The sequence below is a fragment of the Pseudescherichia sp. genome (genome assembly GCF_031979925.1).
In the GTDB taxonomy this organism is placed as follows: domain Bacteria; phylum Pseudomonadota; class Gammaproteobacteria; order Enterobacterales; family Enterobacteriaceae; genus Pseudescherichia.
On sequence record NZ_DALZFB010000003.1, the window covers coordinates 76,425 to 101,297 of the forward strand.

At 56.8% G+C, this 24,873-nt stretch carries 26 protein-coding genes; 12 read left to right on the forward strand and 14 right to left on the reverse strand.

All coding sequences use genetic code 11. The annotated features are described in order from the left end of the window. Positions 1-20: 20 nt before the first annotated feature. Genes tgt through secF form a run of 4 tightly spaced genes read left to right on the forward strand, consistent with a single transcriptional unit; the run spans position 21 to position 4,360 of the window. Positions 21-1,148 (forward strand): tRNA guanosine(34) transglycosylase Tgt, encoded by a 1,128-nt coding sequence (tgt, locus tag RTM13_RS06615; protein ID WP_312211140.1) that lies wholly within the window; start codon positions 21-23, stop codon positions 1,146-1,148. 22 nt (positions 1,149-1,170) lie between these two features. Beyond that, positions 1,171-1,503 carry a preprotein translocase subunit YajC gene (gene yajC / locus RTM13_RS06620; protein WP_012904809.1) on the forward strand — a complete coding sequence of 111 codons (333 nt, stop codon included), beginning with the start codon at positions 1,171-1,173 and terminating at the stop codon, positions 1,501-1,503. A 27-nt stretch (positions 1,504-1,530) separates the two neighbouring features. Beyond that, positions 1,531-3,378, forward strand: a complete 1,848-nt coding sequence (secD, locus tag RTM13_RS06625) for a protein translocase subunit SecD (RefSeq protein ID WP_268108912.1) — start codon at positions 1,531-1,533, stop codon at positions 3,376-3,378. 10 nt (positions 3,379-3,388) lie between these two features. After that, a complete protein-coding gene (gene secF / locus RTM13_RS06630) occupies positions 3,389-4,360 on the forward strand; it encodes a protein translocase subunit SecF (RefSeq protein WP_312211144.1) in 972 nt (323 codons plus the stop codon). A 114-nt stretch (positions 4,361-4,474) separates the two neighbouring features. Here secF and RTM13_RS06635 read toward each other — a convergent pair whose 3' ends face one another. Further along, positions 4,475-5,359, reverse strand: a complete 885-nt coding sequence (locus RTM13_RS06635; protein ID WP_312211146.1) for a nucleoside-specific channel-forming protein Tsx — start codon at positions 5,357-5,359, stop codon at positions 4,475-4,477. A gap of 294 nt (positions 5,360-5,653) precedes the next feature. Then, a complete protein-coding gene (locus tag RTM13_RS06640) occupies positions 5,654-6,196 on the reverse strand; it encodes a DUF3251 domain-containing protein (protein WP_312211148.1) in 543 nt (180 codons plus the stop codon). Positions 6,197-6,350: 154 nt separating this feature from the next. Between RTM13_RS06640 and nrdR the strand changes: the two genes are divergently transcribed. From nrdR to pgpA, 6 genes are all read left to right on the forward strand, one after another. Continuing rightward, entirely contained in the window at positions 6,351-6,800 is a 450-nt protein-coding gene (gene nrdR, locus RTM13_RS06645) for a transcriptional regulator NrdR (RefSeq protein ID WP_103821628.1), read from the forward strand. A 4-nt stretch (positions 6,801-6,804) separates the two neighbouring features. Next, a complete protein-coding gene (gene ribD / locus RTM13_RS06650; RefSeq protein WP_312211150.1) occupies positions 6,805-7,920 on the forward strand; it encodes a bifunctional diaminohydroxyphosphoribosylaminopyrimidine deaminase/5-amino-6-(5-phosphoribosylamino)uracil reductase RibD in 1,116 nt (371 codons plus the stop codon). A gap of 88 nt (positions 7,921-8,008) precedes the next feature. Continuing rightward, positions 8,009-8,479 carry a 6,7-dimethyl-8-ribityllumazine synthase gene (gene ribE, locus RTM13_RS06655; protein WP_042391577.1) on the forward strand — a complete coding sequence of 157 codons (471 nt, stop codon included), beginning with the start codon at positions 8,009-8,011 and terminating at the stop codon, positions 8,477-8,479. Between the two features lie 19 nt (positions 8,480-8,498). Next, positions 8,499-8,918, forward strand: a complete 420-nt coding sequence (nusB, locus tag RTM13_RS06660; RefSeq protein WP_042391578.1) for a transcription antitermination factor NusB — start codon at positions 8,499-8,501, stop codon at positions 8,916-8,918. 75 nt (positions 8,919-8,993) lie between these two features. Further along, positions 8,994-9,971: a thiamine-phosphate kinase gene (gene thiL, locus RTM13_RS06665; RefSeq protein ID WP_312211152.1), complete on the forward strand. Its 978-nt coding sequence runs from the start codon at positions 8,994-8,996 to the stop codon at positions 9,969-9,971. Beyond that, positions 9,949-10,464: a phosphatidylglycerophosphatase A gene (gene pgpA, locus RTM13_RS06670; protein ID WP_103821631.1), complete on the forward strand. Its 516-nt coding sequence runs from the start codon at positions 9,949-9,951 to the stop codon at positions 10,462-10,464. The genes thiL and pgpA overlap by 23 nt, the downstream gene beginning before the upstream one ends. Positions 10,465-10,530: 66 nt before the next feature. Here pgpA and RTM13_RS06675 read toward each other — a convergent pair whose 3' ends face one another. The 4 genes from RTM13_RS06675 to xseB form a co-directional block, all read right to left on the reverse strand. Further along, a complete protein-coding gene (locus tag RTM13_RS06675) occupies positions 10,531-11,505 on the reverse strand; it encodes an aldo/keto reductase (protein WP_312211156.1) in 975 nt (324 codons plus the stop codon). A 61-nt stretch (positions 11,506-11,566) separates the two neighbouring features. Continuing rightward, entirely contained in the window at positions 11,567-13,429 is a 1,863-nt protein-coding gene (gene dxs, locus RTM13_RS06680) for a 1-deoxy-D-xylulose-5-phosphate synthase (protein WP_312211158.1), read from the reverse strand. Positions 13,430-13,446: 17 nt separating this feature from the next. Further along, entirely contained in the window at positions 13,447-14,346 is a 900-nt protein-coding gene (gene ispA, locus RTM13_RS06685) for a (2E,6E)-farnesyl diphosphate synthase (protein ID WP_312211160.1), read from the reverse strand. Between the two features lies 1 nt (position 14,347). Further along, entirely contained in the window at positions 14,348-14,590 is a 243-nt protein-coding gene (xseB, locus tag RTM13_RS06690) for an exodeoxyribonuclease VII small subunit (RefSeq protein WP_042391585.1), read from the reverse strand. A 204-nt stretch (positions 14,591-14,794) separates the two neighbouring features. Here xseB and thiI point away from each other — a divergent pair, with 204 nt between their 5' ends. After that, a complete protein-coding gene (gene thiI / locus RTM13_RS06695) occupies positions 14,795-16,243 on the forward strand; it encodes a tRNA uracil 4-sulfurtransferase ThiI (RefSeq protein ID WP_312211162.1) in 1,449 nt (482 codons plus the stop codon). Positions 16,244-16,332: 89 nt separating this feature from the next. On the opposite strand, the gene yajL is transcribed toward thiI, so the two are convergent. Then, entirely contained in the window at positions 16,333-16,926 is a 594-nt protein-coding gene (yajL, locus tag RTM13_RS06700; protein ID WP_312211164.1) for a protein deglycase YajL, read from the reverse strand. Further along, the gene (gene panE / locus RTM13_RS06705; protein ID WP_312211165.1) at positions 16,889-17,800 is read right to left on the reverse strand and encodes a 2-dehydropantoate 2-reductase; all 912 of its coding nucleotides are present in this window, start codon (positions 17,798-17,800) and stop codon (positions 16,889-16,891) included. The genes yajL and panE overlap by 38 nt, the downstream gene beginning before the upstream one ends. Positions 17,801-17,925: 125 nt before the next feature. Between panE and RTM13_RS06710 the strand changes: the two genes are divergently transcribed. After that, positions 17,926-18,417 (forward strand): YajQ family cyclic di-GMP-binding protein, encoded by a 492-nt coding sequence (locus RTM13_RS06710; protein ID WP_312211167.1) that lies wholly within the window; start codon positions 17,926-17,928, stop codon positions 18,415-18,417. An 88-nt stretch (positions 18,418-18,505) separates the two neighbouring features. Here RTM13_RS06710 and RTM13_RS06715 read toward each other — a convergent pair whose 3' ends face one another. From RTM13_RS06715 to cyoA, 6 genes are all read right to left on the reverse strand, one after another. Further along, a complete protein-coding gene (locus RTM13_RS06715) occupies positions 18,506-19,867 on the reverse strand; it encodes an MFS transporter (protein WP_312211169.1) in 1,362 nt (453 codons plus the stop codon). Between the two features lie 160 nt (positions 19,868-20,027). Beyond that, on the reverse strand, positions 20,028-20,918 hold the full coding sequence (cyoE, locus tag RTM13_RS06720) for a heme o synthase (protein WP_103821551.1): 891 nt from the start codon (positions 20,916-20,918) through the stop codon (positions 20,028-20,030). 11 nt (positions 20,919-20,929) lie between these two features. Beyond that, positions 20,930-21,259, reverse strand: a complete 330-nt coding sequence (locus RTM13_RS06725; RefSeq protein WP_312211171.1) for a cytochrome o ubiquinol oxidase subunit IV — start codon at positions 21,257-21,259, stop codon at positions 20,930-20,932. Further along, entirely contained in the window at positions 21,259-21,876 is a 618-nt protein-coding gene (locus RTM13_RS06730) for a cytochrome o ubiquinol oxidase subunit III (protein WP_312211172.1), read from the reverse strand. Before RTM13_RS06730 ends, RTM13_RS06725 begins: the two co-directional genes overlap by 1 nt. Continuing rightward, positions 21,866-23,857, reverse strand: a complete 1,992-nt coding sequence (gene cyoB, locus RTM13_RS06735) for a cytochrome o ubiquinol oxidase subunit I (protein ID WP_312211174.1) — start codon at positions 23,855-23,857, stop codon at positions 21,866-21,868. The genes RTM13_RS06730 and cyoB overlap by 11 nt, the downstream gene beginning before the upstream one ends. A 19-nt stretch (positions 23,858-23,876) precedes the next feature. Beyond that, positions 23,877-24,824, reverse strand: a complete 948-nt coding sequence (gene cyoA, locus RTM13_RS06740; RefSeq protein ID WP_312211176.1) for a cytochrome o ubiquinol oxidase subunit II — start codon at positions 24,822-24,824, stop codon at positions 23,877-23,879. Positions 24,825-24,873: the final 49 nt, after the last annotated feature.

The following is a 24,873-nucleotide window of genomic DNA, read 5'->3' on the forward strand; positions in this document are numbered from 1 at the left end:
TTCTGATGCTGGAGAGTTAAGTGAAATTTGAACTTGATACCACCGACGGTCGCGCGCGTCGCGGCCGCCTGGTGTTCGATCGTGGCGTAGTTGAAACGCCTGCTTTTATGCCCGTGGGAACCTACGGCACGGTAAAAGGGATGACCCCGGAAGAGGTTGAAGCCACCGGCGCGCAGATCATCCTCGGTAACACCTTCCACCTCTGGCTGCGTCCTGGCCAGGAGATTATGAAGCTGCACGGCGATCTGCACGACTTTATGCAGTGGAAAGGGCCGATTCTCACTGACTCCGGCGGCTTCCAGGTCTTTAGCCTTGGTGATATCCGTAAAATCACCGAAGCGGGGGTGCACTTCCGCAACCCGATCAACGGCGATCCGATCTTCCTCGATCCGGAAAAATCGATGGAGATCCAGTACGATCTCGGATCCGACATCGTAATGATCTTTGACGAGTGCACGCCGTACCCTGCCGACTGGGACTACGCCAAGCGCTCAATGGAGATGTCCCTGCGCTGGGCGCAGCGCAGCCGCGATCGCTTTGACTCGCTGGAGAACAAAAACGCGCTGTTCGGTATCATTCAGGGCAGCGTTTACGAAGATTTACGCGATATCTCAGTCAAGGGTCTGGTAGAGATTGGCTTTGATGGCTACGCTGTCGGCGGTTTGGCTGTCGGTGAGCCGAAGGAAGATATGCACCGTATTCTGGAGCATGTCTGCCCGCAGATCCCGGCGGATAAACCACGTTACCTGATGGGCGTAGGGAAACCGGAAGATCTGGTCGAGGGCGTGCGTCGCGGCATCGATATGTTCGACTGCGTCATGCCGACGCGTAACGCGCGTAACGGGCATCTGTTCGTGACTGATGGCGTAGTGAAAATCCGCAACGCGAAGCACAAAAGCGACACCTCGCCGCTGGATCCTGAGTGTGATTGCTATACATGTCGCAATTATTCACGTGCTTACTTGCATCATCTTGACCGTTGCAACGAAATATTGGGCGCGCGCCTCAATACCATTCATAACCTGCGTCACTACCAGCGCTTAATGGCTGGTTTACGTAAGGCTATCGAAGAGGGTAAATTAGAGAGCTTCGTGACCGATTTCTACCAACGTCAGGGTCGACCGGTTCCACCTTTGAACGTTGATTAATTTTAATAATGAGGGAATTTAAATGAGCTTTTTTATTTCTGATGCTGTAGCGGCAACAGGTGCACCGGCGCAGGGTAGCCCGATGTCTCTGATCCTGATGCTGGTCGTATTCGGTCTGATCTTCTACTTCATGATCCTGCGCCCGCAGCAGAAACGCACTAAAGAGCACAAAAAGCTGATGGACTCCATCGCTAAAGGTGATGAAGTGCTGACCAACGGTGGTCTGGTTGGCCGCGTAACCAAAGTAGCGGAAACTGGCTACATTGCTATCGCGCTGAACGACACCACTGAAGTGGTTATCAAACGTGACTTCGTAGCTGCCGTTCTGCCGAAAGGCACCATGAAGGCGCTGTAATCTACTGTTTTCCCAAAGGGAACTGCCGTGTTAAACCGTTATCCTTTGTGGAAGTACATTATGCTGGTCGTCGTCATTGTCGTCGGCCTGCTTTACGCACTTCCCAACCTCTATGGTGAGGATCCGGCTGTTCAAATCACTGGTGCGCGCGGCGTCGCCGCCAGTGAGCAAACGCTGATCCAGGTCCAGAACACTTTACAAGAACAAAAAATCACCGCTAAGTCTGTGGCACTGGAAGAGGGCGCGATTCTTGCCCGCTTTGACTCCACCGATACGCAGCTGCGCGCCCGTGAGGCGATGATGAGCGTATTGGGCGATAAGTACGTTGTCGCACTGAACCTTGCGCCGGCCACTCCGCGCTGGCTCTCCATGCTGAAAGCGGAGCCGATGAAGCTCGGCCTCGACCTGCGTGGTGGCGTGCACTTCCTGATGGAAGTGGATATGGACACCGCGCTGGGCAAGCTCCAGGAGCAGAACATGGACAGCCTGCGCAGCGATCTGCGCGAGAAGGGCATTGCCTACACCAACGTGCGTAAAGAAGATAACTACGGCATGAGTATCGTGTTCCGCGACAGCGCGGCACGTGACGACGCCATCTCTTATCTGACCCCGCGCCACCGCGATCTGGTTATCAACACCCAGGGCGGCAACGCGCTGCGTGCGGTGATGACCGACGCGCGTCTGAGCGAAGCCCGCGAGTATGCGGTACAGCAGAACATCAACATTCTGCGTAACCGTGTTAACCAGCTGGGCGTTGCTGAGCCGCTGGTGCAGCGCCAGGGCGCTGACCGTATCGTCGTCGAGCTGCCGGGTATTCAGGATACCGCTCGCGCGAAAGAGATTCTGGGCGCGACCGCCACGCTGGAGTTCCGTCTGGTCAACACCAACGTTGACAGCTCCGCTGCTGCCTCAGGCCGCGTGCCGGGCGACTCGGAAGTGAAGCAGATGCGCGAAGGGCAGCCGGTTGTGCTGTACAAACGCGTTATTTTGACCGGGGATCACATCACCGACTCTACCTCCAGCCAGGATGAGTACAACCAGCCGCAGGTTAACATCTCGCTCGACAGCGCCGGTGGTAACATCATGTCTAACTTCACTAAGGACAACATCGGCAAGCCGATGGCGACCCTGTTCGTGGAGTACAAGGACAGCGGTAAGAAAGATGCCAACGGCCGCGCCGTGCTGGTGAAGCAGGAAGAGGTGATCAACATCGCCAATATCCAGTCTCGCCTCGGCAACAGCTTCCGCATCACCGGCATCAACAATCCGAACGAAGCGCGTCAGCTCTCGCTGCTGCTGCGTGCGGGTGCGCTGATTGCCCCAATCCAGATCGTTGAAGAGCGGACCATCGGCCCAACCCTTGGGATGCAGAACATTCAGCAGGGTCTGGAAGCCTGTCTGGCGGGCCTCGCTGCCTCCATCATCTTCATGGTCTTCTTCTATAAGAAGTTCGGCCTGATCGCGACCTCTGCGCTCATTGCCAACCTGGTGCTGATCGTCGGCGTGATGTCCCTGCTGCCAGGGGCAACCCTGACCATGCCGGGTATTGCGGGGATCGTCTTAACCCTTGCGGTAGCAGTGGATGCGAACGTACTGATTAACGAACGTATCAAAGAAGAGTTGAGCAACGGCCGTTCGGTACAGCAGGCGATCGACGAAGGTTACAAAGGTGCGTTTAGCTCCATCTTTGATGCCAACGTCACGACGCTTATCAAGGTCATCATCCTGTATGCCGTAGGCACCGGGGCAATTAAAGGCTTTGCGATTACTACCGGTATCGGTGTGGCGACGTCAATGTTTACCGCCATCGTCGGTACACGTGCCATCGTAAACCTGTTGTACGGCGGCAAACGCATCAACAAGCTGTCTATCTGAGGAGTGCGTTGTGGCACAGGAATATACTGTTGAACAATTGAACCACGGGCGTAAAGTCTATGACTTTATGCGCTGGGATTACTGGGCTTTCGGCATCTCCGGTTTTCTGCTGATCCTGTCGATTATCATCATCGGCGTGCGCGGCTTTAACTGGGGTCTCGACTTCACCGGCGGTACGGTCATTGAAATCTCGCTGGAAAAACCGGCCGATATGGACATGATGCGTGATGCGCTGCAGAAAGCAGGTTTTGAAGATCCGCTCCTGCAGAACTTTGGCAGCAGCCGTGACATCATGGTGCGCATGCCGCCAGCCGAAGGGGCCACCGGCGGCCAGGCGCTGGGCAGCAAAGTGGTGAGCGTCATTAACGAGGCCACCAGCCAGAACGCAGCGGTAAAACGCATTGAGTTCGTGGGGCCAAGCGTCGGTGCCGATCTGGCACAGAACGGGGCGATGGCGCTGCTGGTGGCGCTGATCTCTATCCTTGTCTACGTAGGCTTCCGCTTCGAGTGGCGTCTGGCGGCAGGGGTGGTTATCTCTCTGGCGCACGACGTGATCATTACCATGGGCGTGCTGTCGCTGTTCCAGATCGAAGTGGATCTGACCATCGTCGCATCGCTGATGTCGGTTATCGGCTACTCGCTGAACGACAGCATCGTGGTTTCCGACCGTATTCGTGAGAACTTCCGCAAAATCCGTCGCGGGACGCCTTACGAGATCTTTAACGTGTCGCTGACCCAGACGCTGCACCGTACCTTGATCACCTCAGGCACCACCTTAGTCGTGATCCTGATGCTCTACCTCTTCGGTGGCGCAATGTTGCAAGGCTTCTCGCTGACCATGCTGATCGGTGTTTCCATCGGTACGGCATCGTCCATCTACGTGGCCTCGGCGCTGGCGCTGAAGCTTGGGATGAAGCGTGAGCATCTGCTGCAGCAGAAGGTAGAGAAGGAAGGGGCGGATCAGCCGTCGATTCTGCCGTAATCAGGCTCTGCCAACAAAAAAGCCAGCAATTAAGCTGGCTTTTTTTATGCCTGACGCCGGATGGCGCTGCGCTTATCCGGCCTACGTTTCGTGCTGTCCGTAGGCCCGGCAAGTTTAGAAGTTGTAACCTGCGACCAGGTAACCACCCCAGCCGGTAGAGCGGACGTTGAAGTTGCCGCTGCCGAAGTTCAGGCTGGCGTCGTCGTTCCACTGGCCGCCGTTGTGCCAGTAACGCGCCACCACCGAGTAGTGCCAGTGATCGTAGTTCAGGGCCAGAATGTGGCTGGAGGCGATAGAGTCGTTGGTACGTGCCTGCTTGCCGTTCAGATCGCGGAAATCTTTGTCGCCCAGATCGGAGCCCCAGTCAAAGTTGGTGAAGCCGATATAGCTCAGCTGGCCGCCCCACAGCTGGGTGATCGGTACAAAGTATTTCACCTTGAAGCGGTAGCCATCCCACTCGTTCTCGTTCGCTGCTTCGTAGTTCTGCCACTGGTATTTGGCATAGACGTTCAGAGAGAGGCTCATCGGCAGGCCGGTATCGATATCCGTACCCAGACCCATGTACCAGGTGCTCTGGCGGCCCGCTTTGTTGCGGCCCATGTCGTAGATGTAGTTGTTCGCGAAGTACCACTCTTTGAACGGACCAAATGCCAGGCTGGTGTCGGTCAGCTTGTCGATAGAGAAGCGCGGTTCAATCTCCATAAACAGCGGAGAGCCGTGGTTCCAGATACCCTGCGCGGTGCTGTTACCGCCGAAGAATACCGGCGCATCCATATAGCCATAGAAGTCAAACCACTCTTTCTTGGCGAACGCTTCGTACTCCAGATAGGTATCGTTACGGATGGTCGGTCCGAAACGGGTGTGGTAGCTGCCTACGACGTTAACGCTCTGATGCCACCAGTCGGAGACGAACTCGCTGTTGCTGGTTTCAGCCGCATTCACGGCGAAGGTGGAGGAGAGCGCGAGTGCCGCACCGGCGATGAGTAATGTTTTTTTCATATGTATGCCACTGTTTAAAGTCCCTTACGGGATCGAAAGGACGCGATTAACGCGTTTCTAAATGTTTCGTGTTTCTGCGGGCCTATTATAAGTTCCGTTGCTCACAAAAATCTGTCTTGTTTCACATATCTATCATTCACGTAATCGATTGCGTTCACGTTTGCGTAGATAAAACGGGGCGATTGTACTGGCATTCCGGGTTATTGCCAATATTTGGGGTTTGTAAGCGGCGGTAAAAAGGCGTGATAAAAGTGAAGGGCGGCAAAGCGCCCTTAACGAGAGGTAAGCGAAGCGCTACTGCACATTGGCAGGCTGAATATCATGGATACGGATAAAACCAAGCTGCTCAGGCGTGATGCCGTTGAGCTGTAACGGGACGCTGACGTCGCTCGGCGCAAGGGTGCTGGCCGGAGCGCTGATCAGCTGGTTCTGCACGTTAACTTCCTGGTAGTTCTCCGTCGTCCCCTGAATCTGTCCCCACTCGACCGTGCCGCTAAAGGCTGGCAGCGGCGTATTCGACTCACCCTGAATAAGCAGCGTCAGGCGCGTTCCGCCTGCGTTAGGGGCGATATCCTTCAGCGACATGCGCAGCATACCGAGCTGGCTGTTTAACCGCGCCGGAGTATTCGCCCCTGGCAGTAGATAGACGCCGCTATCAGACTTGGCGTTCAGGCTGTTCTGCTGGGTGATTTTCACCGTCTCCTGGTTGAGCTTGCTCATCTCTTTATTGAGCGTACTCACGCTCTGGTGCAGCTGGCGTACTTCGCTCTGCTGGGCGCAGGCGCTAAGGGTAAACAGGCTCCCCAGCAGGGCGAGCTTCAGATAACGTCTTGTCATGATAACGGTTTCCTTAAACGTTTTATTGCCTGTAAGGGTAGATCGTTCAGACACGCTTGCCATCGATCCTTTATCCCAAAAGTGCTGATGCCTTTGTTGTCGCGGCATATCGGGTTAAAATAGATTTCAGTTAATATTATCTTCAGGACGCCGTATGCATTGCCCATTCTGTTTCGCCGTGGATACCAAAGTAATTGACTCTCGCCTGGTGGGCGAAGGCTCCTCCGTTCGCCGCCGCCGCCAGTGCCTGGTGTGCAACGAGCGCTTTACAACCTTCGAAGTGGCAGAGCTGGTGATGCCGCGCGTAGTGAAGAGCAACGAAGTCCGCGAGCCGTTTAACGAAGACAAACTACGCAGCGGCATGCTCAAAGCGCTGGAGAAACGCCCGGTCAGCGCTGACGACGTCGAGATGGCGCTTAACCATATTAAATCCCAGCTGCGGGCCACCGGTGAACGCGAGATCCCCAGCAAAATGATTGGCAACCTGGTGATGGAGCAGCTCAAGAAGCTCGATAAAGTGGCCTATATCCGCTTTGCCTCCGTCTACCGCAGCTTTGAAGATATCCGCGAATTCGGCGAAGAGATCGCCCGCTTACAGGACTAGGCTCATGCAGGACGACAAGCAGGACGAGATCTACATGGCCCGCGCGCTGAAGCTGGCGCAGCGGGGGCGTTACACCACCCATCCTAATCCAAACGTGGGCTGCGTCATTGTGAAAAATGGCGAAATCGTCGGGGAGGGGTTCCACTTCCGCGCCGGGGAGCCGCATGCCGAGGTGCACGCCCTGCGCATGGCGGGGGATCGCGCTCGTGGTGCCACTGCCTACGTGACGCTGGAGCCGTGCAGCCACCACGGCCGCACGCCTCCCTGCTGCGAAGCATTAATTGATGCCGGCGTTGCCCGCGTGGTTGCGTCGATGCAGGATCCCAACCCGCAGGTGGCGGGGCGGGGGCTGTACCGTCTCTCTCAGGAGGGGATCGAGGTCAGCCACGGCATGATGATGAGCGAAGCGGAGCGGCTTAACCGCGGCTTTCTCAAGCGCATGCGCACCGGCTTCCCGTATATTCAGCTTAAGCTTGGCGCATCGCTGGACGGGCGTACGGCGATGGCGAACGGCGAGAGCCAATGGATCACCTCGCCTGAGGCGCGCCGGGACGTTCAGCGCCTGCGCGCCCAGAGCCACGCGATATTAACCAGCAGCGCCACGGTGCTGGCGGACGATCCGGCCCTGACCGTACGCTGGGATGAGCTGGGTGCCGATACCCAGGCGCGCTATTCCGAGGCCGATTTGCGTCAGCCGGTGCGTATCGTCGTCGACAGCCAGAATCGCGTGACGCCGGAGCAGCGCCTTGTTCAGCAGCCAGGCGAAACCTGGTTTGCCCGTACCCGCGCTGACGATCGCCCCTGGCCGGACGGGGTGCGCCAGATTCTGGTTCCCGAACACAACGGCCATCTCGATCTGGTCTCGCTGATGATGCTGCTGGGACGCGAGCAGATTAACAGCATCTGGGTAGAGGCGGGCGCGCAGATGGCCGGCGCGCTGCTGCAGGCCGGGCTGGTGGACGAGCTGATCGTCTATCTGGCACCGAAGCTGTTAGGCAGCGAGGCGCGTGGTCTCTGCGTTCTGCCGGGGCTTGAGAGCCTGGCGGCCGCGCCGCAGCTAAAATTCACTGAAATACGTCAGGTAGGCCCGGATCTGTGCCTGCATCTGACCCCCGCGTAGTGCGCTCGTAAAAGGGAAGCAGTGCGTAAAATAGTATGATAAAATCCGCCCCCCTGCGGGGGCTATATGAGAACCCTAAGGTAAGTTTATGAACATTATTGAAGCTACTGTTGCTGCCCCGGACGCTCGCGTCGCCATCACCATTGCGCGTTTCAACAACTTCATCAACGACAGCCTGCTGGAAGGTGCTATCGACGCCCTGAAGCGTATCGGCCAGGTTAAAGATGAAAACATCACCGTTGTTTGGGTTCCAGGTGCTTATGAGCTGCCTCTGGCGGCGGGCGCGCTGGCAAAAGCCGGTAAATACGATGCGATTATTGCGCTCGGCACGGTGATCCGTGGCGGTACGGCACACTTCGAATACGTGGCGGGCGGCGCAAGCAACGGCCTGGCGCACGTTGCCCAGGAGAGCGCCATTCCGGTAGCCTTTGGTGTGCTCACCACTGAAAGTATTGAACAAGCCATCGAACGCGCTGGCACGAAAGCGGGTAACAAGGGTGCTGAAGCAGCACTGACCGCGCTTGAAATGATTAATGTATTGAAAGCCATCCAAGGCTGATTTTTGTAAGGGGAATTCCGTGAAACCTGCTGCTCGTCGCCGCGCCCGTGAGTGTGCCGTTCAGGCGCTTTACTCCTGGCAGTTGTCCCAGAACGACATCGCCGATGTTGAATACCAGTTCCTGGCGGAACAGGATGTCAAAGACGTTGACATCGCTTACTTCCGCGAGCTGCTGTCCGGGGTGGCGACTAACAGCGCATATCTCGACGGCCTGATGAAGCCCTATCTGTCCCGCCTGCTTGAAGAGCTGGGCCAGGTTGAGAAAGCGGTACTGCGTATCGCGCTGTTCGAACTCTCCAAACGTGATGACGTGCCGTACAAGGTTGCCATCAACGAAGCCATTGAACTGGCGAAGACGTTTGGCGCAGAGGACAGCCACAAGTTTGTGAATGGCGTGCTGGATAAAGCCGCACCCGCGATCCGCCCCCACAAAAAGTAATCTCAAGGCCGGTACGGCGGAGCGCAGTTGCCGCTTCGCCCGGCCTTACACATCTATTCTGCTGAGGCATAGCGTATGGCATGCGGCGAATTCTCCCTTATTGCCCGTTATTTTAACCGTGTCAGACGCGCGCGCCTGGATGTCGAAACCGGCATCGGCGATGACTGCGCGCTGCTGAACATTCCGGAAAAACAGACGCTGGCAATCAGTACCGATACGCTGGTATCGGGCATTCACTTTCTGCCGGATATCGATCCTGCCGACCTGGCTTATAAAGCGCTGGCGGTTAACCTAAGCGATCTGGCAGCAATGGGCGCTGACCCGGCGTGGCTGACCCTTGCATTGACCCTGCCGGAGGTCGATGAACCCTGGCTGAAAGCGTTTAGCGACAGCCTGTTCGAGCAGCTTAGCTACTATGATATGCAGCTCATCGGCGGGGACACAACCCGCGGGCCGCTCTCTATGACGCTGGGTATTCATGGCTACGTTCCCGTGGGCCGGGCGCTGAAGCGTTCAGGTGCGAAGCCGGGAGACTGGATCTACGTCACCGGCACGCCAGGGGACAGCGCTGCCGGGCTGGCGATCCTCCAGGATCGTTTGCAGGTAAAGGATCCTAAAGACGCCGACTGGCTGGTCAAACGCCACCTGCGCCCGACGCCGCGTATTTTACATGGTCAGGCGCTGCGCGATCTGGCTAACGCAGCTATCGATCTCTCTGACGGGCTGATCTCCGATCTGGGACACATTTTGCAGGCCAGCGAGTGCGGGGCGATTATCGACGTTGATGCATTGCCATACTCTGAGGCGCTGCGTCGCCACGTGGAGCCGGAGCAGGCCATGCGCTGGGCGCTGGGCGGCGGCGAGGATTACGAACTCTGCTTCACCGTGCCCGAGCTTAACCGCGGCGCGCTGGAGGTGGCGATTGGTCAGCTTGGTATTCCCTATACCTGCATCGGGCAGATGAGCGCCGATGTCGACGGCATCAGCTTTACCCGCGAGGGCAGGGAAGTGACTTTTGACTGGAAAGGATATGACCATTTTGCCGCGCACTAAAGATATCGCCAAAAGTCGCCTGAATTTGCGCAACCCGTGGCACCTGCTGGCTACCGGGTTTGGCAGCGGCCTGAGTCCCGTGGTTCCTGGAACCATGGGCTCACTGGCGGCGATCCCGTTCTGGTATCTGATGACCTTCCTGCCGTGGCAGCTCTACTCCATGGTGGTGATGCTCTCTATCTGTATTGGCGTCTATCTGTGTCACCAGACGGCAAAAGATATGGGCGTGCACGATCATGGCAGCATCGTCTGGGATGAGTTTATCGGCATGTGGATCACCCTGATGGCGCTGCCCACCAACGACTGGCAGTGGGTGGCCGCCGGGTTTGTGCTGTTCCGCATCTTTGATATGTGGAAGCCCTGGCCGATCCGCTGGTTTGACCGCAACGTGCATGGTGGAATGGGTATCATCGTCGATGATATCGTCGCCGGGATCGTGGCGGCGGGGATCCTCTACGTTCTCGGCCATCACTGGCCCATTGGTATCCTTTAGCCTCGTAAAATGCCGGATGGCGGCGGCAACGCCTTATCCGGCCTACGTGTTCCAGACTAACCGAACCTATTTGAATCCGACGACTGGATGCTGCTTGTATGGCGTCTCCAGCTCGGCAATCTGCTCTGGCGTCAGGGTGAGCTCTACCGCCTGGATCAGGTCTTCAAGCTGCTCTTCCCGCGAGGCGCCGATAATCGGGGCGGCCACGCCGGGCTTGCTCAGCAGCCAGGCAATCGCCACCTGCGCCCGGGTCGCGCCGGTCTCTTCCGCTATTGCCGCCAGCCGCTCGGCAATCTGTGTATCCCCAGCGTCGCTCTCGTTATAGAGGGTTTTACCGAACTCATCCGACACCGAGCGGGCGGTGGTTTCCCCCCACGGGCGGGTCAGGCGGCCGCGCGCCAGCGGGCTCCACGGGATCACCGCCACGCCTTCCCGGTAGCAGAGCGGCAGCATTTCGCGCTCCTCTTCACGGTAGATAAGGTTATAGTGGTTCTGCATAGTGACGAAGCGCGCCCAGCCGTTTTGATCCTGAAGCGCCAGCGCCTGGGCGAACTGTGAGGCGTGCATAGACGATGCGCCGATGTAGCGCGCCTTACCAGCTTTCACGACCTCGTCCAGCGCCGCCAGCGTCTCTTCGATAGGGGTGTTATAGTCCCAGCGGTGGATCTGCAGCAGGTCAACATACTCCATGCCAAGGCGGCGCAGGCTGTCATCAATGGAGCGCAGAATTTGCGGACGGGAGAGTCCTTCCGGCAGATCGCCAACCTGATGGTAGACCTTGGTTGCTACCACCACCTCTTCACGACGAGCAAAATCCTTTAGCGCCCGGCCGACTATCTCTTCGCTGCTGCCGTCGGAGTAGCTGTTTGCGGTATCGAAAAAGTTGATGCCGCCTTCAAGGGCGTGCTTGATGATGAGGCGGCTGCTCTCTTCTGGCAGGGTCCAGGCGTGATTGCCCCGGTCCGGTTCGCCAAAGGTCATGCAGCCAAGACAAAGACGGGAAACCTTAAGATCCGTTGTTCCTAACGTGTTGTATTGCATGGTTCCACTCCTGCATAAGGGTACAAGTACCCTTAAGCATAGCAGGAGCGGAACCGGAGGCTCAGGCCAGCCAGGTCTGAATTTTTGCGGTAATACCGGCGGCGTCGAGACCCAGCTCGATCCGCGCCTCCTCCTGGGTGCCCTGCGGAATAAAGTAGTCCGGCAGGCCGAGGTTGAGAACCGGAACCGGTTTGCGGTTAGCCATCAGCACTTCATTTACGCCGCTGCCCGCGCCGCCAATAATGGCGTTCTCCTCCAGGGTGACCAGCGACGCGTGGGTCGCAGCCAGCTCGAGGATCAGCGCCTCATCGAGGGGCTTCACAAAACGCATATCCACCAGCGTGGCGTTCAGCGTCTCGGCGGCTTTTTCCGCCTCTGGCAGCAGAGTGCCGAAGTTGAGGATCGCAACCTCTTCACCCTGGCGTTTCACCACCCCTTTACCAATAGGCAGCTCGGCCAGCGGCTCAAGGGCGACGCCCACGGCGTTGCCGCGCGGGTAGCGGACGGCGCTCGGGCCTTCGCTGTAGTGGTAGCCGGTGTAGAGCATCTGGCGGCACTCGTTTTCGTCACTCGGGGTCATGATCACCATCTCCGGCACGCAGCGCAGGAAGGAGATATCAAATGCTCCCTGGTGCGTCTGCCCGTCGGCGCCGACAATTCCCGCCCGGTCGATAGCAAACAGCACCGGCAGCTTCTGGATCGCCACGTCGTGGATCACCTGATCGTAGGCACGCTGCAGGAAGGTGGAGTAGATCGCCACCACCGGCTTGTAGCCGCCGATCGCCAGCCCGGCGGCGAAGGTCACCGCGTGCTGCTCAGCAATCGCTACGTCAAAGTACTGCTGCGGATATTTGCGGGAGAACTCCACCATGCCGGAGCCTTCGCGCATAGCAGGCGTAACCGCCATCAGCTTGTTATCTTTCGCCGCCGTCTCGCACAGCCAGTCGCCGAAAATTTTTGAGTAGGAGGGCATACCGCCGCTGCTTTTTGGCAGCGTGCCCTTGGCCGGATCGAATTTCGGTACGGCGTGGAAGGTGATTGGATCCTTTTCGGCTGGCTCGTAGCCGCGCCCTTTCTTGGTCATGATGTGCAGGAACTGCGGACCTTTCAGGCCGCGCATATTCTTCAGCGTCGTGACCAGGCCCAGCACGTCATGGCCATCAACCGGCCCGATGTAGTTAAAGCCCAGCTCTTCAAACAGCGTGCCGGGTACGACCATGCCCTTGATATGCTCTTCGGTGCGTTTCAGCAGCTCTTTGATCGGCGGCACATTAGAGAAGACCCGCTTTCCGCCCTCGCGCAGGGTCGAGTAGAGCTTGCCCGAGAGCAGCTGCGCCAGGTGGTTATTCAGCGCGCCGACGTTCTCGGAGATCGACATTTCGTTGTCGTTAAGGATCACCAGCATATCCGGCTTGATGTCACCGGCGTGGTTCATCGCCTCGAACGCCATACCGGCGGTGATCGCGCCGTCACCGATTACGCAGACGGTGCGGCGCTGTTTACCCTCTTTCTCCGCTGCCACCGCGATGCCGATCCCGGCGCTGATAGAGGTAGAGGAGTGGCCGACGCTCAGTACGTCATACTCGCTCTCGCCGCGCCACGGGAAGGGGTGCAGGCCGCCTTTCTGACGAATGGTATCGATGCGATCCCGACGGCCGGTCAGGATTTTGTGCGGATAAGCCTGATGACCTACGTCCCAGATAAGCTGATCGAACGGCGTATTGTAGACATAGTGCAGTGCCACGGTCAGCTCAACCGTGCCAAGCCCGGAGGCGAAGTGGCCGCTGGAGCGGCTCACGCTGTCGAGAAGATAGCGGCGCAGCTCGTCGCAAAGCTTCGGCAGGCTCTCTTTGGGCAGCAGGCGCAGATCCTGGGTGGCGTTAACCAGCGCCAGGGTCGGGTATTTGGCAGTATCAAAACTCATCAGAGACTCATTGTTGTTTATTTATCACGCTGAATTATAAAGTCGGCCAGCGCTTCAAGGGTCGAGGTGTCCAGAGAGTAGGCGGCCAGCTGCGCTAACGCGCTGCGGGCGTCGTCAATCAGGTCACGGGCTTTCGTCTGGGCTTGCTCAAGGCCCAGCAGTGCAGGATAGGTGCTTTTACCCAGTTGCTGATCGGCCCCCTGACGTTTGCCGAGAGTTGCAGTATCACCCACCACATCCAGAATGTCATCCTGTACCTGGAAGGCCAGACCGATAGATTCAGCATATCGATCGAGAATGGGCAGCACCTCGCGTCCTTTCTCGCCTGCGCTTAATGCGCCAATGCGTACCGCCGCGCGGATCAGCGCGCCGGTTTTATGGCGGTGGATACGCTCCAGCTCGACAAGCTGAACCTGTTTGCCTTCGGCTTCCAGATCCAGCGCCTGTCCGCCGCACATGCCTGCAACGCCGCTGGCCTGTGCCAGCTCGGCAACCATCGCCAGCCGATCGCGATCGGCGACTTCCGGCATCGGCGCATCGGCGAGAATAGAGAACGCCAGCGTTTGCAGAGCGTCCCCGGCCAGAATCGCGCTGGCCTCGCCATATTTAATATGGCAGGTGGGCTGGCCCCGGCGCAGATCGTCATCGTCCATCGCCGGCAGATCGTCATGGATCAGGGAGTAGGCGTGAATGCACTCCACGGCGGCGGCAGGCGCATCCAGGGTTTGGGCGCTGACGCCAAACATGCTGCCCGTCGCATAGACCAGAAACGGCCGCAGGCGTTTGCCACCTAATAGTGCGCCATAGTTCATAGCCTCAACCAGAGGAGTGTTCTGAAAGGGCAGGGGGGCGATGAAACGCCGCAGGGCAGCGTTGGCCTGTTCGACGCAGATCTCTAATTGTTCTGTAAAATCCATATTACTCGGCGTCCGGGGTAAAGGGGGTGAGCGGGGCCTCTTCCTGTTCTGAGAGCAGGATCTGCACGCGCTGCTCCGCCTGCTGTAGCTTGGTCTGCCCCTGACGTGCCAGCTGCACGCCGCGTTCGAATTCGCTCAGGGCCTCTTCAAGAGGCAGATCGCCACTCTCAAGACGGGTCACTATCTGTTCCAGCTCGGTAAGCGCCGTTTCAAAGCTGGCCGGTGCGTCGTTTTTCTTTGCCATAAGGATGTCTGACTCTCGTTTTATTCATCTGCGCTATGGTAGCGAAGTCGTGCCGCGTATTAAATAACGCGCAATGGTCATGCGGTGTGCAAGGTCGACCTCGATGGTGGTATACTTGCGCGCCTGGATGCAGCCGCGGTTAGGGGCTGCTGTATTAATCCCCCACAAGTCCACTATGCGACTTGCCAAAGAACCTTTGCCGCCATGAAGTTTATCATTAAATTGTTCCCGGAAATCACCATCAAAAGCCAATCCGTGCGTTTGCGCTTTATTAAAATTTTAACCGGAAACATTCGTAACGTTCTGAAGTACCATGACGAAGAGATTAAAGTTGTTCGTCACTGGGACCACGTGGAAGTCCGAACCAAAGACGAGACCCTGCGTCCTGCAATCCGCGATGCGCTGACCCGTATTCCCGGTATCCACCATATTCTGGAGGTAGAAGATGTCCCTTATACCTCCCTGCATGACATCTTCGAGAAAGCGCTGGCGCAGTATCGCGAGCAGTTAGAGGGTAAAACCTTCTGCGTGCGCGTGAAACGTCGCGGTAAACATGAGTTTAGCTCTATTGAGGTAGAACGCTACGTCGGTGGTGGCCTGAATCAGCATATTGAGAGCGCCCGCGTAAAATTGACCCATCCGGATTACACGGTACATCTGGAGATTGAAGACGATCGCCTGCTGCTGATCACCAACCGCTCGGAAGGCATCGGCGGTTTCCCTATCGGTACCCAGGAGGACGTCCTGTCGCTGATCTCCGGTGGCTTTGACTCCAGCGTCTCCAGCTATATGCTGATGCGCCGCGGCTGCCGCGTGCACTACTGCTTCTTTAACCTCGGCGGCGCGGCTCATGAGATCGGCGTGCGTCAGGTAGCCCACTACCTGTGGAACCGCTTCGGCAGCTCGCACCGGGTACGCTTTGTGGCGATCAACTTTGAGCCGGTGGTTGGCGAGATCCTCGAAAAAGTAGACGACGGCCAGATGGGCGTGGTGCTGAAGCGCATGATGGTGCGTGCCGCCTCGAAGGTCGCCGAGCGCTACGGCGTGCAGGCCCTGGTCACCGGCGAAGCGCTGGGCCAGGTCTCCAGCCAGACCCTGACCAACCTGCGCCTGATCGATAACGTCTCCGATACGCTGATCCTGCGTCCGCTGATCTCCCACGATAAAGAGCACATTATCGACGTGGCTCGGGCGATCGGTACGGAAGACTTCTCCCGTACCATGCCAGAGTACTGCGGCGTGATCTCCAAAAGCCCGACGGTAAAAGCGGTGAAGGCGAAGATCGAAGCCGAAGAGCAGAATTTCGACTTTGCGATCCTCGATCGGGTAGTGGAAGAGGCGACTAACGTCGACATCCGCGAGATCGCTCAGCAGGCCGAGCAGGAGGTGGTTGAGGTTGAGACCGTGACCGGCTTTGGGCCGAACGACGTCCTGCTGGATATTCGTTCCCCGGACGATCAGGAGAGCAATCCGCTGGTGGTCGAGGGAATCGATGTGGTGACGCTGCCGTTCTACAAGCTGAGCACCAAGTTTGGCGATCTCGATCGGAACAAAACCTGGCTGCTGTGGTGCGAGCGTGGGGTGATGAGCCGCCTGCAGGCGCTCTACCTGCACGAGCAGGGCTTCACCAACGTGAAGGTGTACCGCCCATAAGAAAACGCCCGGCGGCGCAGGCTTGCCGGGCCTACAAAGTGCATAATGTAGGCCGGGTCAGGCGAAGCCGCCACCCGGCGTTTTATTGCTTACGCTTCGTAAAAGTTATAGATCCCCGCCGCCATCACCAGCTGCGACGCTACCTCATGCGCTTTTTCGCGCCCGACCAGCAGGTCAATAATCTTCAGTGCAAAATCGATCGACGTTCCCGGCCCCTGGCTGGTGAGCAGATTCACCCGTGGATCCCAGACCACGCGCTTATCCTGCCACTGCTCCTCGGGAATGCGATCCTTCAGCGCCGGAAAGCCGGTCATGTTGCCGATAGGGAAGATATTGTGCGGTACCAGCACGGTGCCTGCCGCCGCGCAGATAGCCGCCACGATCCGGCCCGAGCGGTGAAACTGTTTTACCGTCTCGACCAGCAGGGGACTGTCACGAAAGCACTCTGCGCCCTTAACGCCGCCGGGCAGAACAATCACGTCATAGTCGCCGTCGGCAACCTCTACCAGCGGGGCGTCGGCCAGCAGCTTAACGCCCCGGGAGCAGGTCACGGTCAGATTGCCATCGCTGGCGACGCTGGCGGTGGTGACCTTAATGCCGCCGCGGACCAGCAGGTCAATGGTGGTGACCGCTTCGGTCTCTTCGCTACCAGGGGCGAGGCATATCAGTGCCGATGCGCTCATACTCACTCTCCTTACGTTTAATCTGTTCATAGAGCCGGGTATTTTCCGGTACCGCAATGCCGTGAGCGCGGGCGCGCCGGAGCAGATAGCCGGTAATGTAATCCGCTTCGGTACGGCGCTGGGCGCGGACATCCTGTAGCATAGATGAGATGTTTTCTGCTGTATTTTCAATAACCTGATTAACATAATACAGCAGGTCATCCGCCGAGGTATGGTGTCCTTCACGCTCCATCACCGCGGCAACCTCATTACAGATGGTCTCTGTCAGAGCCGGGTGCGCCAGAAGCTCGCCGTTAGGGCAGTTCCACAGGGCCGTCAGCGGGTTAATCACGCAGTTCACCGCCAGCTTGCGCCACAGCTGTGGACGGATGGTGTTGTGCCAGGCAACGTCCGGCAACACCTCCTGCAATGTATCTGCCAGATAGCTGTAGTCGCCGTCCTGCTGCCGGGCAGGGCCAATATGCGTGGTGCCGCTGGCAACGTGAATGATGATGTTACCGTCCCGGCGGGCAGCGTGGGTAGTGATGCCCATTAGCAGCGGATGAGGGATGGTTTTTAGCTCCTCCACCGTGCCCATGCCATTGTGAATCAGCAGCACTGGTGTGGTAACAGGTAAAACTGAGGTCAGGCTTTTTACTGCATCAGAGACCTGCCACGCCTTGAGCGTCACCAACAGCAGATCGCTCTGGGCCAGGAAGTCGGGATCGTTTGCCGTCAGGGATTCGTTGAACACGCTGCCGTCTTCGTCGATGACGTTAACGCTGCAGTAGGGCTGGGGCACTCGTAGCCAGCCCTGCACCTCATGGCCACGCTTGCACAGTGCAGCCAGCCACAGTTGCCCCAATGCTCCGCATCCAAGCACGGTTATTTTCATTGTTCCTCCTCACCTGCAACAGCGCCAGGTGGCGATGCGTTAATTATAGCGCTGTCAGCTAAGCTTCTCGTTATGTCCGGTTGCGGGTATTATGCATCGCAACAAAAGTGAAAGGAGAAGAAAAGATGCCATCTTTCGATATTGTTTCTGAAGTTGACCTTCAGGAAGTGCGTAACGGCGTAGACAATGCCAGCCGTGAAGTGGAATCACGCTTCGATTTTCGTGGCGTAGAGGCAACGTTTGAGCTGAACGATGCCAATAAGACCATCAAGGTACTGAGCGAATCTGATTTCCAGGTTAATCAGCTGCTGGATATCCTTCGTGCCAAGCTGCTGAAGCGCGGCATTGAGGGCACCTCTCTCGATGTGCCGGAAGAGTTTGTACACAGCGGTAAAACCTGGTTTGTGGAAGCCAAGCTGAAGCAGGGGATTGAGAGCGCGGTACAGAAGAAGATTGTTAAGCTCATCAAGGACAGCAAGCTGAAAGTGCAGGCGCAGATTCAGGGTGAGGAGATCCGCGTAACCGGTAAATCCCGCGACGATCTGCAGTCGGTAATGGCGCTGGTGCGCGGCGGTGACCTGGGGCAGCCGTTCCAGTTCAAAAACTTCCGTGACTAAGTAGCCTGATGCCGGGTGGCGCTAGCGCTTACCCGGCCTACGGTTCGTGCCCTTGTAGGCCCGGCAAGCAGAGCGCCGCCGGGCTTTTTTATGCTCTGAGTGCCTGCTCAACCTCAAAGCGATTTGTCACTTTGCTGTCGATTTTCACGTAGGCGCTGCGCTCTTCCGGGATGATCAGCACCTCGCTAACGCCTGCTTTGCTCTCCAGCTGCTGCTTAAGCGTATCGGTAATCACCACATCGTCCGGGATCTCCACGCGCAGGCTGCTGACGTAGGGCGGCTCCTGCATGGTGCTGGCCACCAGCAGCCAGACGGTGGCCAGTAGCGCTCCCGCCAGGAATACTGTCTGGGAGTCGAACAGTCCGTCAACCCAGCCCCCCAGCGAGCCACCGATGGCTACGCCGATAAACTGGCTGGTGGAGTAGATACCCATCGCCGTGCCCTTATAGCCAGCCGGCGCCTCTTTGCTGATCAGCGAGGGGAGGAGGGCCTCCATCAGGTTAAACGCCAGGAAGAAGAGCTGCACGCCGGCCACCAGCTCCCAGAAGTGCGGCCCGGCACCCCAGAGCACAATTTCGGCAATCAGCAGGACGATAACGCAGAAGATGAAGACCCGCTTCATATGGCGCTTCACTTCGGCGTAGATAATAAACGGCACCACGCTGACGAAGGAGATAAGCATCGTAGCGAGGTAAATTTTCCAGTGCTCCGCCGCCGGGAAGCCGGCGGCTTCCATCTGCCCCGGCAGGGCAACGAAGGTGGACATCAGCAGGATATGCAGGCACATGATACCGAAGTTAAGTTTCAGCAGCGGCGGGCTGGCGATCACTTTGCTAAAGCAGCCTTTTACCATCCCCGATTCACGATTCAGCACGTGATTTTTACTGTCAGGAACCACCCACAGCGTCAGAATGATGCCCGCCGTGGCCAGGCCAGCAATCATCCAGAACAGAGCATGCAGGCCCAGGCGATGGGTAATGATGGGACCAAGCACCATGGCAATAGCAAAGGTGATGCCGAAGCTGACGCCAATAAAGGCCATCGCCTTGGTGCGGTTCTGTTCGCGGGTTAAATCTGAGAGCAGGGCCATAACCGCGGCAGCGATCGCCCCCGAGCCTTGCAGGGCGCGACCAAGAATAATGCCCCAGATCGAATCCGAGAGGGCGGCAATGATGCTGCCAATGACAAAAATCACGAGCCCGCCGACGATCAGCGGCTTACGGCCGATGCGATCCGACAGCAGGCCGAAGGGGATCTGGAATATTGCCTGTGCCAGGCCGTAAATACCAATGGCGAAGCCGATCAGCGCTTCGCTTGCCCCCTGTAGCGCCATGCCATAGGTGGTCAGAACGGGCAGGACCATAAACATGCCGAGCATACGCAGCGAGAATACTGTCCCTAAACCCCAGGTGGCGCGTAGCTCGCCCGGCGTCATTTTATAGTCGTTCATTACTACCTCAATCAAAAAACCGGACACAGTATAGTGCAGGGGAGGGCGGGGCGGATTATCCCGTGATGCGCAAAGCGTGGAATATAGTACATCAATGAGTTATTGATTTAATAAATAAAAAAGGGCGCCTAAGCACCCTTTTTGTAACATCTTTTTTAAATTACCAGACGTAGGTCAACAGGTTATGCGAGTCGGGAACCATAAAGTCCACGGACATCATCACCGAGAGGGAAGTGATCGCGACGATAGAGAACACGAACAGCTTACGCGCCCATACTCTGTCATCTTCGACCTTATAACCCTTCAGCGCCATACCCAGCCACCAGACGCTAACTGCGGCAGCCACCACCAGATATTTGTATCCGGCGTAGCCGCCCAGCGAGAGCATCAGAGTCGCTACGGCAAAGGCGATGATGTAGAGCGTAATGTGGTTCTTCGCAACCGAGATCCCTTTCACCACCGGCAGTACCGGGATGTTCGCCGCCTGATAATCCTTGAAGCGGAAAATCGCGATGGCATAGGAGTGCGGCATCTGCCACAGGCTAAAGATAGCCAGCAGGATCAGTGCACCGCTGTCGAAATCACCGGTTACTGCGCAGTAGCCAATCACCGGCGGCGCAGCGCCGGAGAGAGAGCCAATCAGCGTGCCATAGACGGAGTGGCGTTTCATGTACAGGCTATAGACGCCGACATAAACCACAAACCCCATCACCCCCAGCCAGCAGGCCAGTGGGTTAGCACCAAACCACAGCAGCATAAAGCCAGCAATACCCAACAAGGTGGCGTACACCAGCGAAATTTTCGGGGAAATCAGGCCTTTGACCAGCACCCGGTTCTTCGTACGCTCCATTTTACGGTCAATGTCACGGTCGATGTAGTTGTTAAATACACAACCCGATGCCACCACCAGCGACACCCCGATCAGCGTATAGGCGAAGAGGGGATAGTCGATGCTGCCCTTGGAGGCCAGCAGGAACCCCCCGATCACGGAGATCAGGTTGCCGAAAATGATGCCTGGTTTCGTTACTTGCAGGTATTGCTTAAACATCATACTCGCCGCTCTTAGTGAACCATCATGTTGTAATTCAGGTTCCACATAATCCAGATTGAGCCTACCACCAGAATGGCGATGATCAGCACGGTAAAGACAAAGGCCACCAGGTTCCAACGCTCTTCAGAGGAGTTGTTCATGTGCAGGAAGCACACCAGGTGAACCAGAATCTGTACCACTGCTGTCACCAGCACGACGCCAAGAATGGTGCCGTGCGAGGCGGAGCCGTTCATCACCATCCAGAACGGGATAGCCGTCAGGATGATCGACAGGATAAAGCCTGTCATGTAGGTTTTTACGCTGCCGTGAGCGGCGCCGCTATGATCGGTAGAATGACTCATTACATCGCCCCCATCAGGTAGACTACAGAGAACACACAGATCCAGACCACGTCCAGGAAGTGCCAGAACATGCTCAGGCACATCAGACGGGTGCGGTTAGTGCTGGTCAGCCCGCGACGGGTAACCTGGAACATCAGGATCGCCATCCACACCAGACCAGAGGTCACGTGCAGACCGTGGGTACCAACCAGGGCAAAGAAGCCTGACAGGAAGCCGCTACGATCCGGACCGAAGCCTTCAGCGATCAGGTGATGGAACTCATAGATTTCCATCCCGATAAAGCCCGCACCGAACAGGAAGGTCAGCGCCAGCCAGGAGAGAACCTGGCTTTGACGACCGTTGTTCATGGCGATAATCGCCATGCCGTAGGTGATGGAGCTGAAGAGCAGCAGGGCAGTTTCAACCAGCACAAACGGCAGTTCGAAAATATCTTTCCCGCTCGGGCCACCTGCCGTGCCGTTCACCAGAACGGCATAGGTAGCAAACAGACATGCAAAGAGAATGCAGTCGCTCATCAGGTAGATCCAGAAGCCGAACACTTTGTTCGACCCTGCATCGTGGTGATGCTCATGCTCGTGGGCATGAGCGTTAGCGTGAGTTAGAGTCTCAGTTGACATTTTTCAGTCCTGCCTTGCTAATTTCGTCGAAGTGCTGGTTTTCCAGTTTTTCAACGGTGGCAACCGGTACGTAGTAATCCACGTCCTCATCAAAGCTTTTCACAATCCAGCTCACGATCATGCCGGCAAAGCCGAGGATCGCCATCCACCAGATATGCCAGATCATGGCAAAGCCGAAGATAAGGCTGAAAGCAGAGATAATCACACCTGCGCCGCTGTTTTTCGGCATATGAATCTCTTCATAGTGCGTAGGCTGGATGTACGCTTCGCCTTTATCTTTCATTTCCCAGAATGCATCACGTTCATGAATGTGCGGCACGACGGCAAAGTTATAGAACGGCGGCGGAGAGGAGGTTGACCACTCCAGCGTACGCGCACCCCACGGGTCACCCGTCAGGTCGCGGTTCTGGTCACGATCGCGCACGGAGGTGTAGATCTGCATGATGATGGAGAAGATACCGAGCGCAATCAGCAGCGCACCGATTTCGGCCACAATCATCAGCGGCTGGAACATCGGATCGATGTTCTGGCTCACGCGACGAGTCATACCCATGAAGCCCATAGCGTACAGCGGCATAAAGGTCACGAAGAAGCCGATGATCCAGAACCAGAAGGCGCGTTTGCCCCAGGTCTCGTTCATGGTGTAACCAAAGGCTTTCGGCCACCAGTAGGTCAGGCCCGCGAAGCAACCGAATACCACACCACCGATGATAACGTTATGGAAGTGTGCAATCAGGAACAGGCTGTTGTGCAGAACAAAGTCCGCGCCCGGCACGGCCAGCAGTACCCCGGTCATCCCACCGATAGAGAAGGTGATGATGAAGCCGATGCTCCACAGCATTGCTGAGTGGAACACGATACGACCCTGGTACATGGTAAACAGCCAGTTGAAGATCTTCACCCCGGTCGGGATGGCGATAATCATCGTGGTGATACCAAAGAAGGCGTTAACGTTCGCGCCGCTGCCCATGGTGAAGAAGTGGTGCAGCCATACGATAAACGACAGAACGGTGATCGCAATGGTAGCCCATACCAGGGAGGTGTAACCAAACAGACGCTTTTTAGAGAACGTTGCAACCACTTCTGAGAACACGCCGAACACTGGCAGAACAAGAATGTACACTTCCGGATGGCCCCAGGCCCAAATCAGGTTGATGTACATCATCATGTTGCCGCCCATATCGTTGGTAAAGAAATGGGTGCCCAGATAACGGTCAAGCGTCAGCAGCGCGATGGTTACCGTCAGGATAGGGAACGAGACGATAATCAGCACGTTAGTACAGAGTGACGCCCAGGTGAACACTGGCATTTTGAACATGGTCATGCCAGGGGCACGCATGCGCAGAATGGTCACAAAGAAGTTAATACCGGTCAGGGTTGTACCAATACCGGAGAGCTGGAGGCTCCAGATCCAGTAGTCAACGCCTACGCCAGGACTGTACTCAATGCCCGAGAGTGGCGGATAGGCCACCCAACCGGTCTGAGCAAACTCGCCCACGCCCAGGGAGATGTTAACCAGCACCACGCCCACAACGGTGAACCAGAAGCTCAGGTTGTTCAGGAATGGGAAGGCAACGTCACGAGCGCCGATTTGCAGCGGCACGACCAGGTTCATCAGGCCTACCACGAACGGCATCGCCACGAAGAAGATCATGATAACGCCGTGGGCGGTAAAGATCTGGTCGTAGTGGTGCGGCGGCAGGAACCCGGCTTCGCCCGACGAGACGAGCAGCTGCTGGGTACGCATCATGATGGCGTCAGCAAAACCACGCACCAGCATCACGATAGCAACGAGGATATACATAATCCCCAGGCGTTTGTGGTCCACGGAGGTGAGCCACTCATTCCACAGATATGACCACTTACCGAAGTAAGTGAGCGCTGCAACTAACGCCAGACCTCCGACGAGAATTGCTGCCACCGTAACCATGATAATCGGCTCATGGTACGGCACTGCATCCAGTGTAAGTTTTCCGAACATCGTATTATTCCTCGGCCCCTTAGTGAGAGGTTTCCGCGTGATTCATGTTCATGCCTTCCATGCCTTCATGCGAGTTCTGTTCGCCTTCAGCCTGAGTCACGTCCATGCTCTTCCCAGGTCCCATAAATTTGTTGATAACATCAACAAACAGATTGGGTTTAACGCTGGAGAAGTATTCGACTTTATTGTATTCGCTTGGTTTAGCCAGCAGGTTGTACGCGTCCATGTCATTCATGACTTTCGACGACTGCTTCGCTTTCGCCACCCACTGGTCGAAGGTCGCGGCATCCGGCGTTGCGATTGCTTTGAACTTCATGCCGGAGAAACCAGCACCACTGTAGTTAGCAGAAATACCATCGTAGGTACCAGCTTCGTTGGCGATCAGGTGCAGTTTGGTCTGCATCCCGGCCATCGCGTAGATCTGGCTACCCAGTCGCGGAATAAAGAAGGAGTTCATCACCGAGTTCGAGGTGATTTTGAATTCCACAGGCGTATTCGCCGGGAATGCAATCTCATTGACCGTTGCGATGCCCTGCTCCGGGTAAATAAAGAACCACTTCCAGTCCATTGCAATAACTTCGATGGTCACCGGCTTCGCATCGTGATCCAGCGGACGGGCTGGTTCGAGCGAGTGCGTGGTTTTCCATGTCAGTACCGCAAGGAAAATGATGATAAGGATGGGAATCGTCCAAACCACAGCTTCAACTTTGTTCGAGTGCGACCAGTTGGGGCTGTATTTGGCTTCCTTGTTCGACGCCCGGTACTTCCAGGCAAAACCGATAGCCATCACGATGGCGGGAATAACGACAATCAACATCAGCCCAAGAGCCGTCAGTATCAGTGAACGCTGTTCCAGTCCAATCTGTCCTTTTGGATCGAGAAGTGCAGAATCACAGCCGCTCAGTAACGCCGCGCCTGTGATTAATGACAACATTCCCAAAGTTTTATTGTATTTCCTGAGTCTCATTTAACGACCTCAATTCCACGGGGGTCTGGTGGCGTTTAAAGTGTGCGGG

Excerpts from the sequence above, each read along its gene's own strand:
- cyoB (WP_312211174.1), bottom strand. The coding sequence starts at position 23,857 with ATGTTCGGAAAACTTACACTGGATGCAGTGCCGTACCATGAGCCGATT.
- ribE (WP_042391577.1), top strand. The coding sequence starts at position 8,009 with ATGAACATTATTGAAGCTACTGTTGCTGCCCCGGACGCTCGCGTCGCC.
- RTM13_RS06675 (WP_312211156.1), bottom strand. The coding sequence starts at position 11,505 with ATGCAATACAACACGTTAGGAACAACGGATCTTAAGGTTTCCCGTCTT.
- thiL (WP_312211152.1), top strand. The coding sequence starts at position 8,994 with ATGGCATGCGGCGAATTCTCCCTTATTGCCCGTTATTTTAACCGTGTC.
- cyoE (WP_103821551.1), bottom strand. The coding sequence starts at position 20,918 with ATGATGTTTAAGCAATACCTGCAAGTAACGAAACCAGGCATCATTTTC.
- thiI (WP_312211162.1), top strand. The coding sequence starts at position 14,795 with ATGAAGTTTATCATTAAATTGTTCCCGGAAATCACCATCAAAAGCCAA.
- RTM13_RS06725 (WP_312211171.1), bottom strand. The coding sequence starts at position 21,259 with ATGAGTCATTCTACCGATCATAGCGGCGCCGCTCACGGCAGCGTAAAA.
- ribD (WP_312211150.1), top strand. The coding sequence starts at position 6,805 with ATGCAGGACGACAAGCAGGACGAGATCTACATGGCCCGCGCGCTGAAG.
- nrdR (WP_103821628.1), top strand. The coding sequence starts at position 6,351 with ATGCATTGCCCATTCTGTTTCGCCGTGGATACCAAAGTAATTGACTCT.
- RTM13_RS06635 (WP_312211146.1), bottom strand. The coding sequence starts at position 5,359 with ATGAAAAAAACATTACTCATCGCCGGTGCGGCACTCGCGCTCTCCTCC.
- yajL (WP_312211164.1), bottom strand. The coding sequence starts at position 16,926 with ATGAGCGCATCGGCACTGATATGCCTCGCCCCTGGTAGCGAAGAGACC.
- ispA (WP_312211160.1), bottom strand. The coding sequence starts at position 14,346 with ATGGATTTTACAGAACAATTAGAGATCTGCGTCGAACAGGCCAACGCT.
- RTM13_RS06730 (WP_312211172.1), bottom strand. The coding sequence starts at position 21,876 with ATGTCAACTGAGACTCTAACTCACGCTAACGCTCATGCCCACGAGCAT.
- RTM13_RS06715 (WP_312211169.1), bottom strand. The coding sequence starts at position 19,867 with ATGAACGACTATAAAATGACGCCGGGCGAGCTACGCGCCACCTGGGGT.
- yajC (WP_012904809.1), top strand. The coding sequence starts at position 1,171 with ATGAGCTTTTTTATTTCTGATGCTGTAGCGGCAACAGGTGCACCGGCG.
- pgpA (WP_103821631.1), top strand. The coding sequence starts at position 9,949 with ATGACCATTTTGCCGCGCACTAAAGATATCGCCAAAAGTCGCCTGAAT.
- RTM13_RS06640 (WP_312211148.1), bottom strand. The coding sequence starts at position 6,196 with ATGACAAGACGTTATCTGAAGCTCGCCCTGCTGGGGAGCCTGTTTACC.
- dxs (WP_312211158.1), bottom strand. The coding sequence starts at position 13,429 with ATGAGTTTTGATACTGCCAAATACCCGACCCTGGCGCTGGTTAACGCC.
- RTM13_RS06710 (WP_312211167.1), top strand. The coding sequence starts at position 17,926 with ATGCCATCTTTCGATATTGTTTCTGAAGTTGACCTTCAGGAAGTGCGT.
- xseB (WP_042391585.1), bottom strand. The coding sequence starts at position 14,590 with ATGGCAAAGAAAAACGACGCACCGGCCAGCTTTGAAACGGCGCTTACC.
- cyoA (WP_312211176.1), bottom strand. The coding sequence starts at position 24,824 with ATGAGACTCAGGAAATACAATAAAACTTTGGGAATGTTGTCATTAATC.
- panE (WP_312211165.1), bottom strand. The coding sequence starts at position 17,800 with ATGAAAATAACCGTGCTTGGATGCGGAGCATTGGGGCAACTGTGGCTG.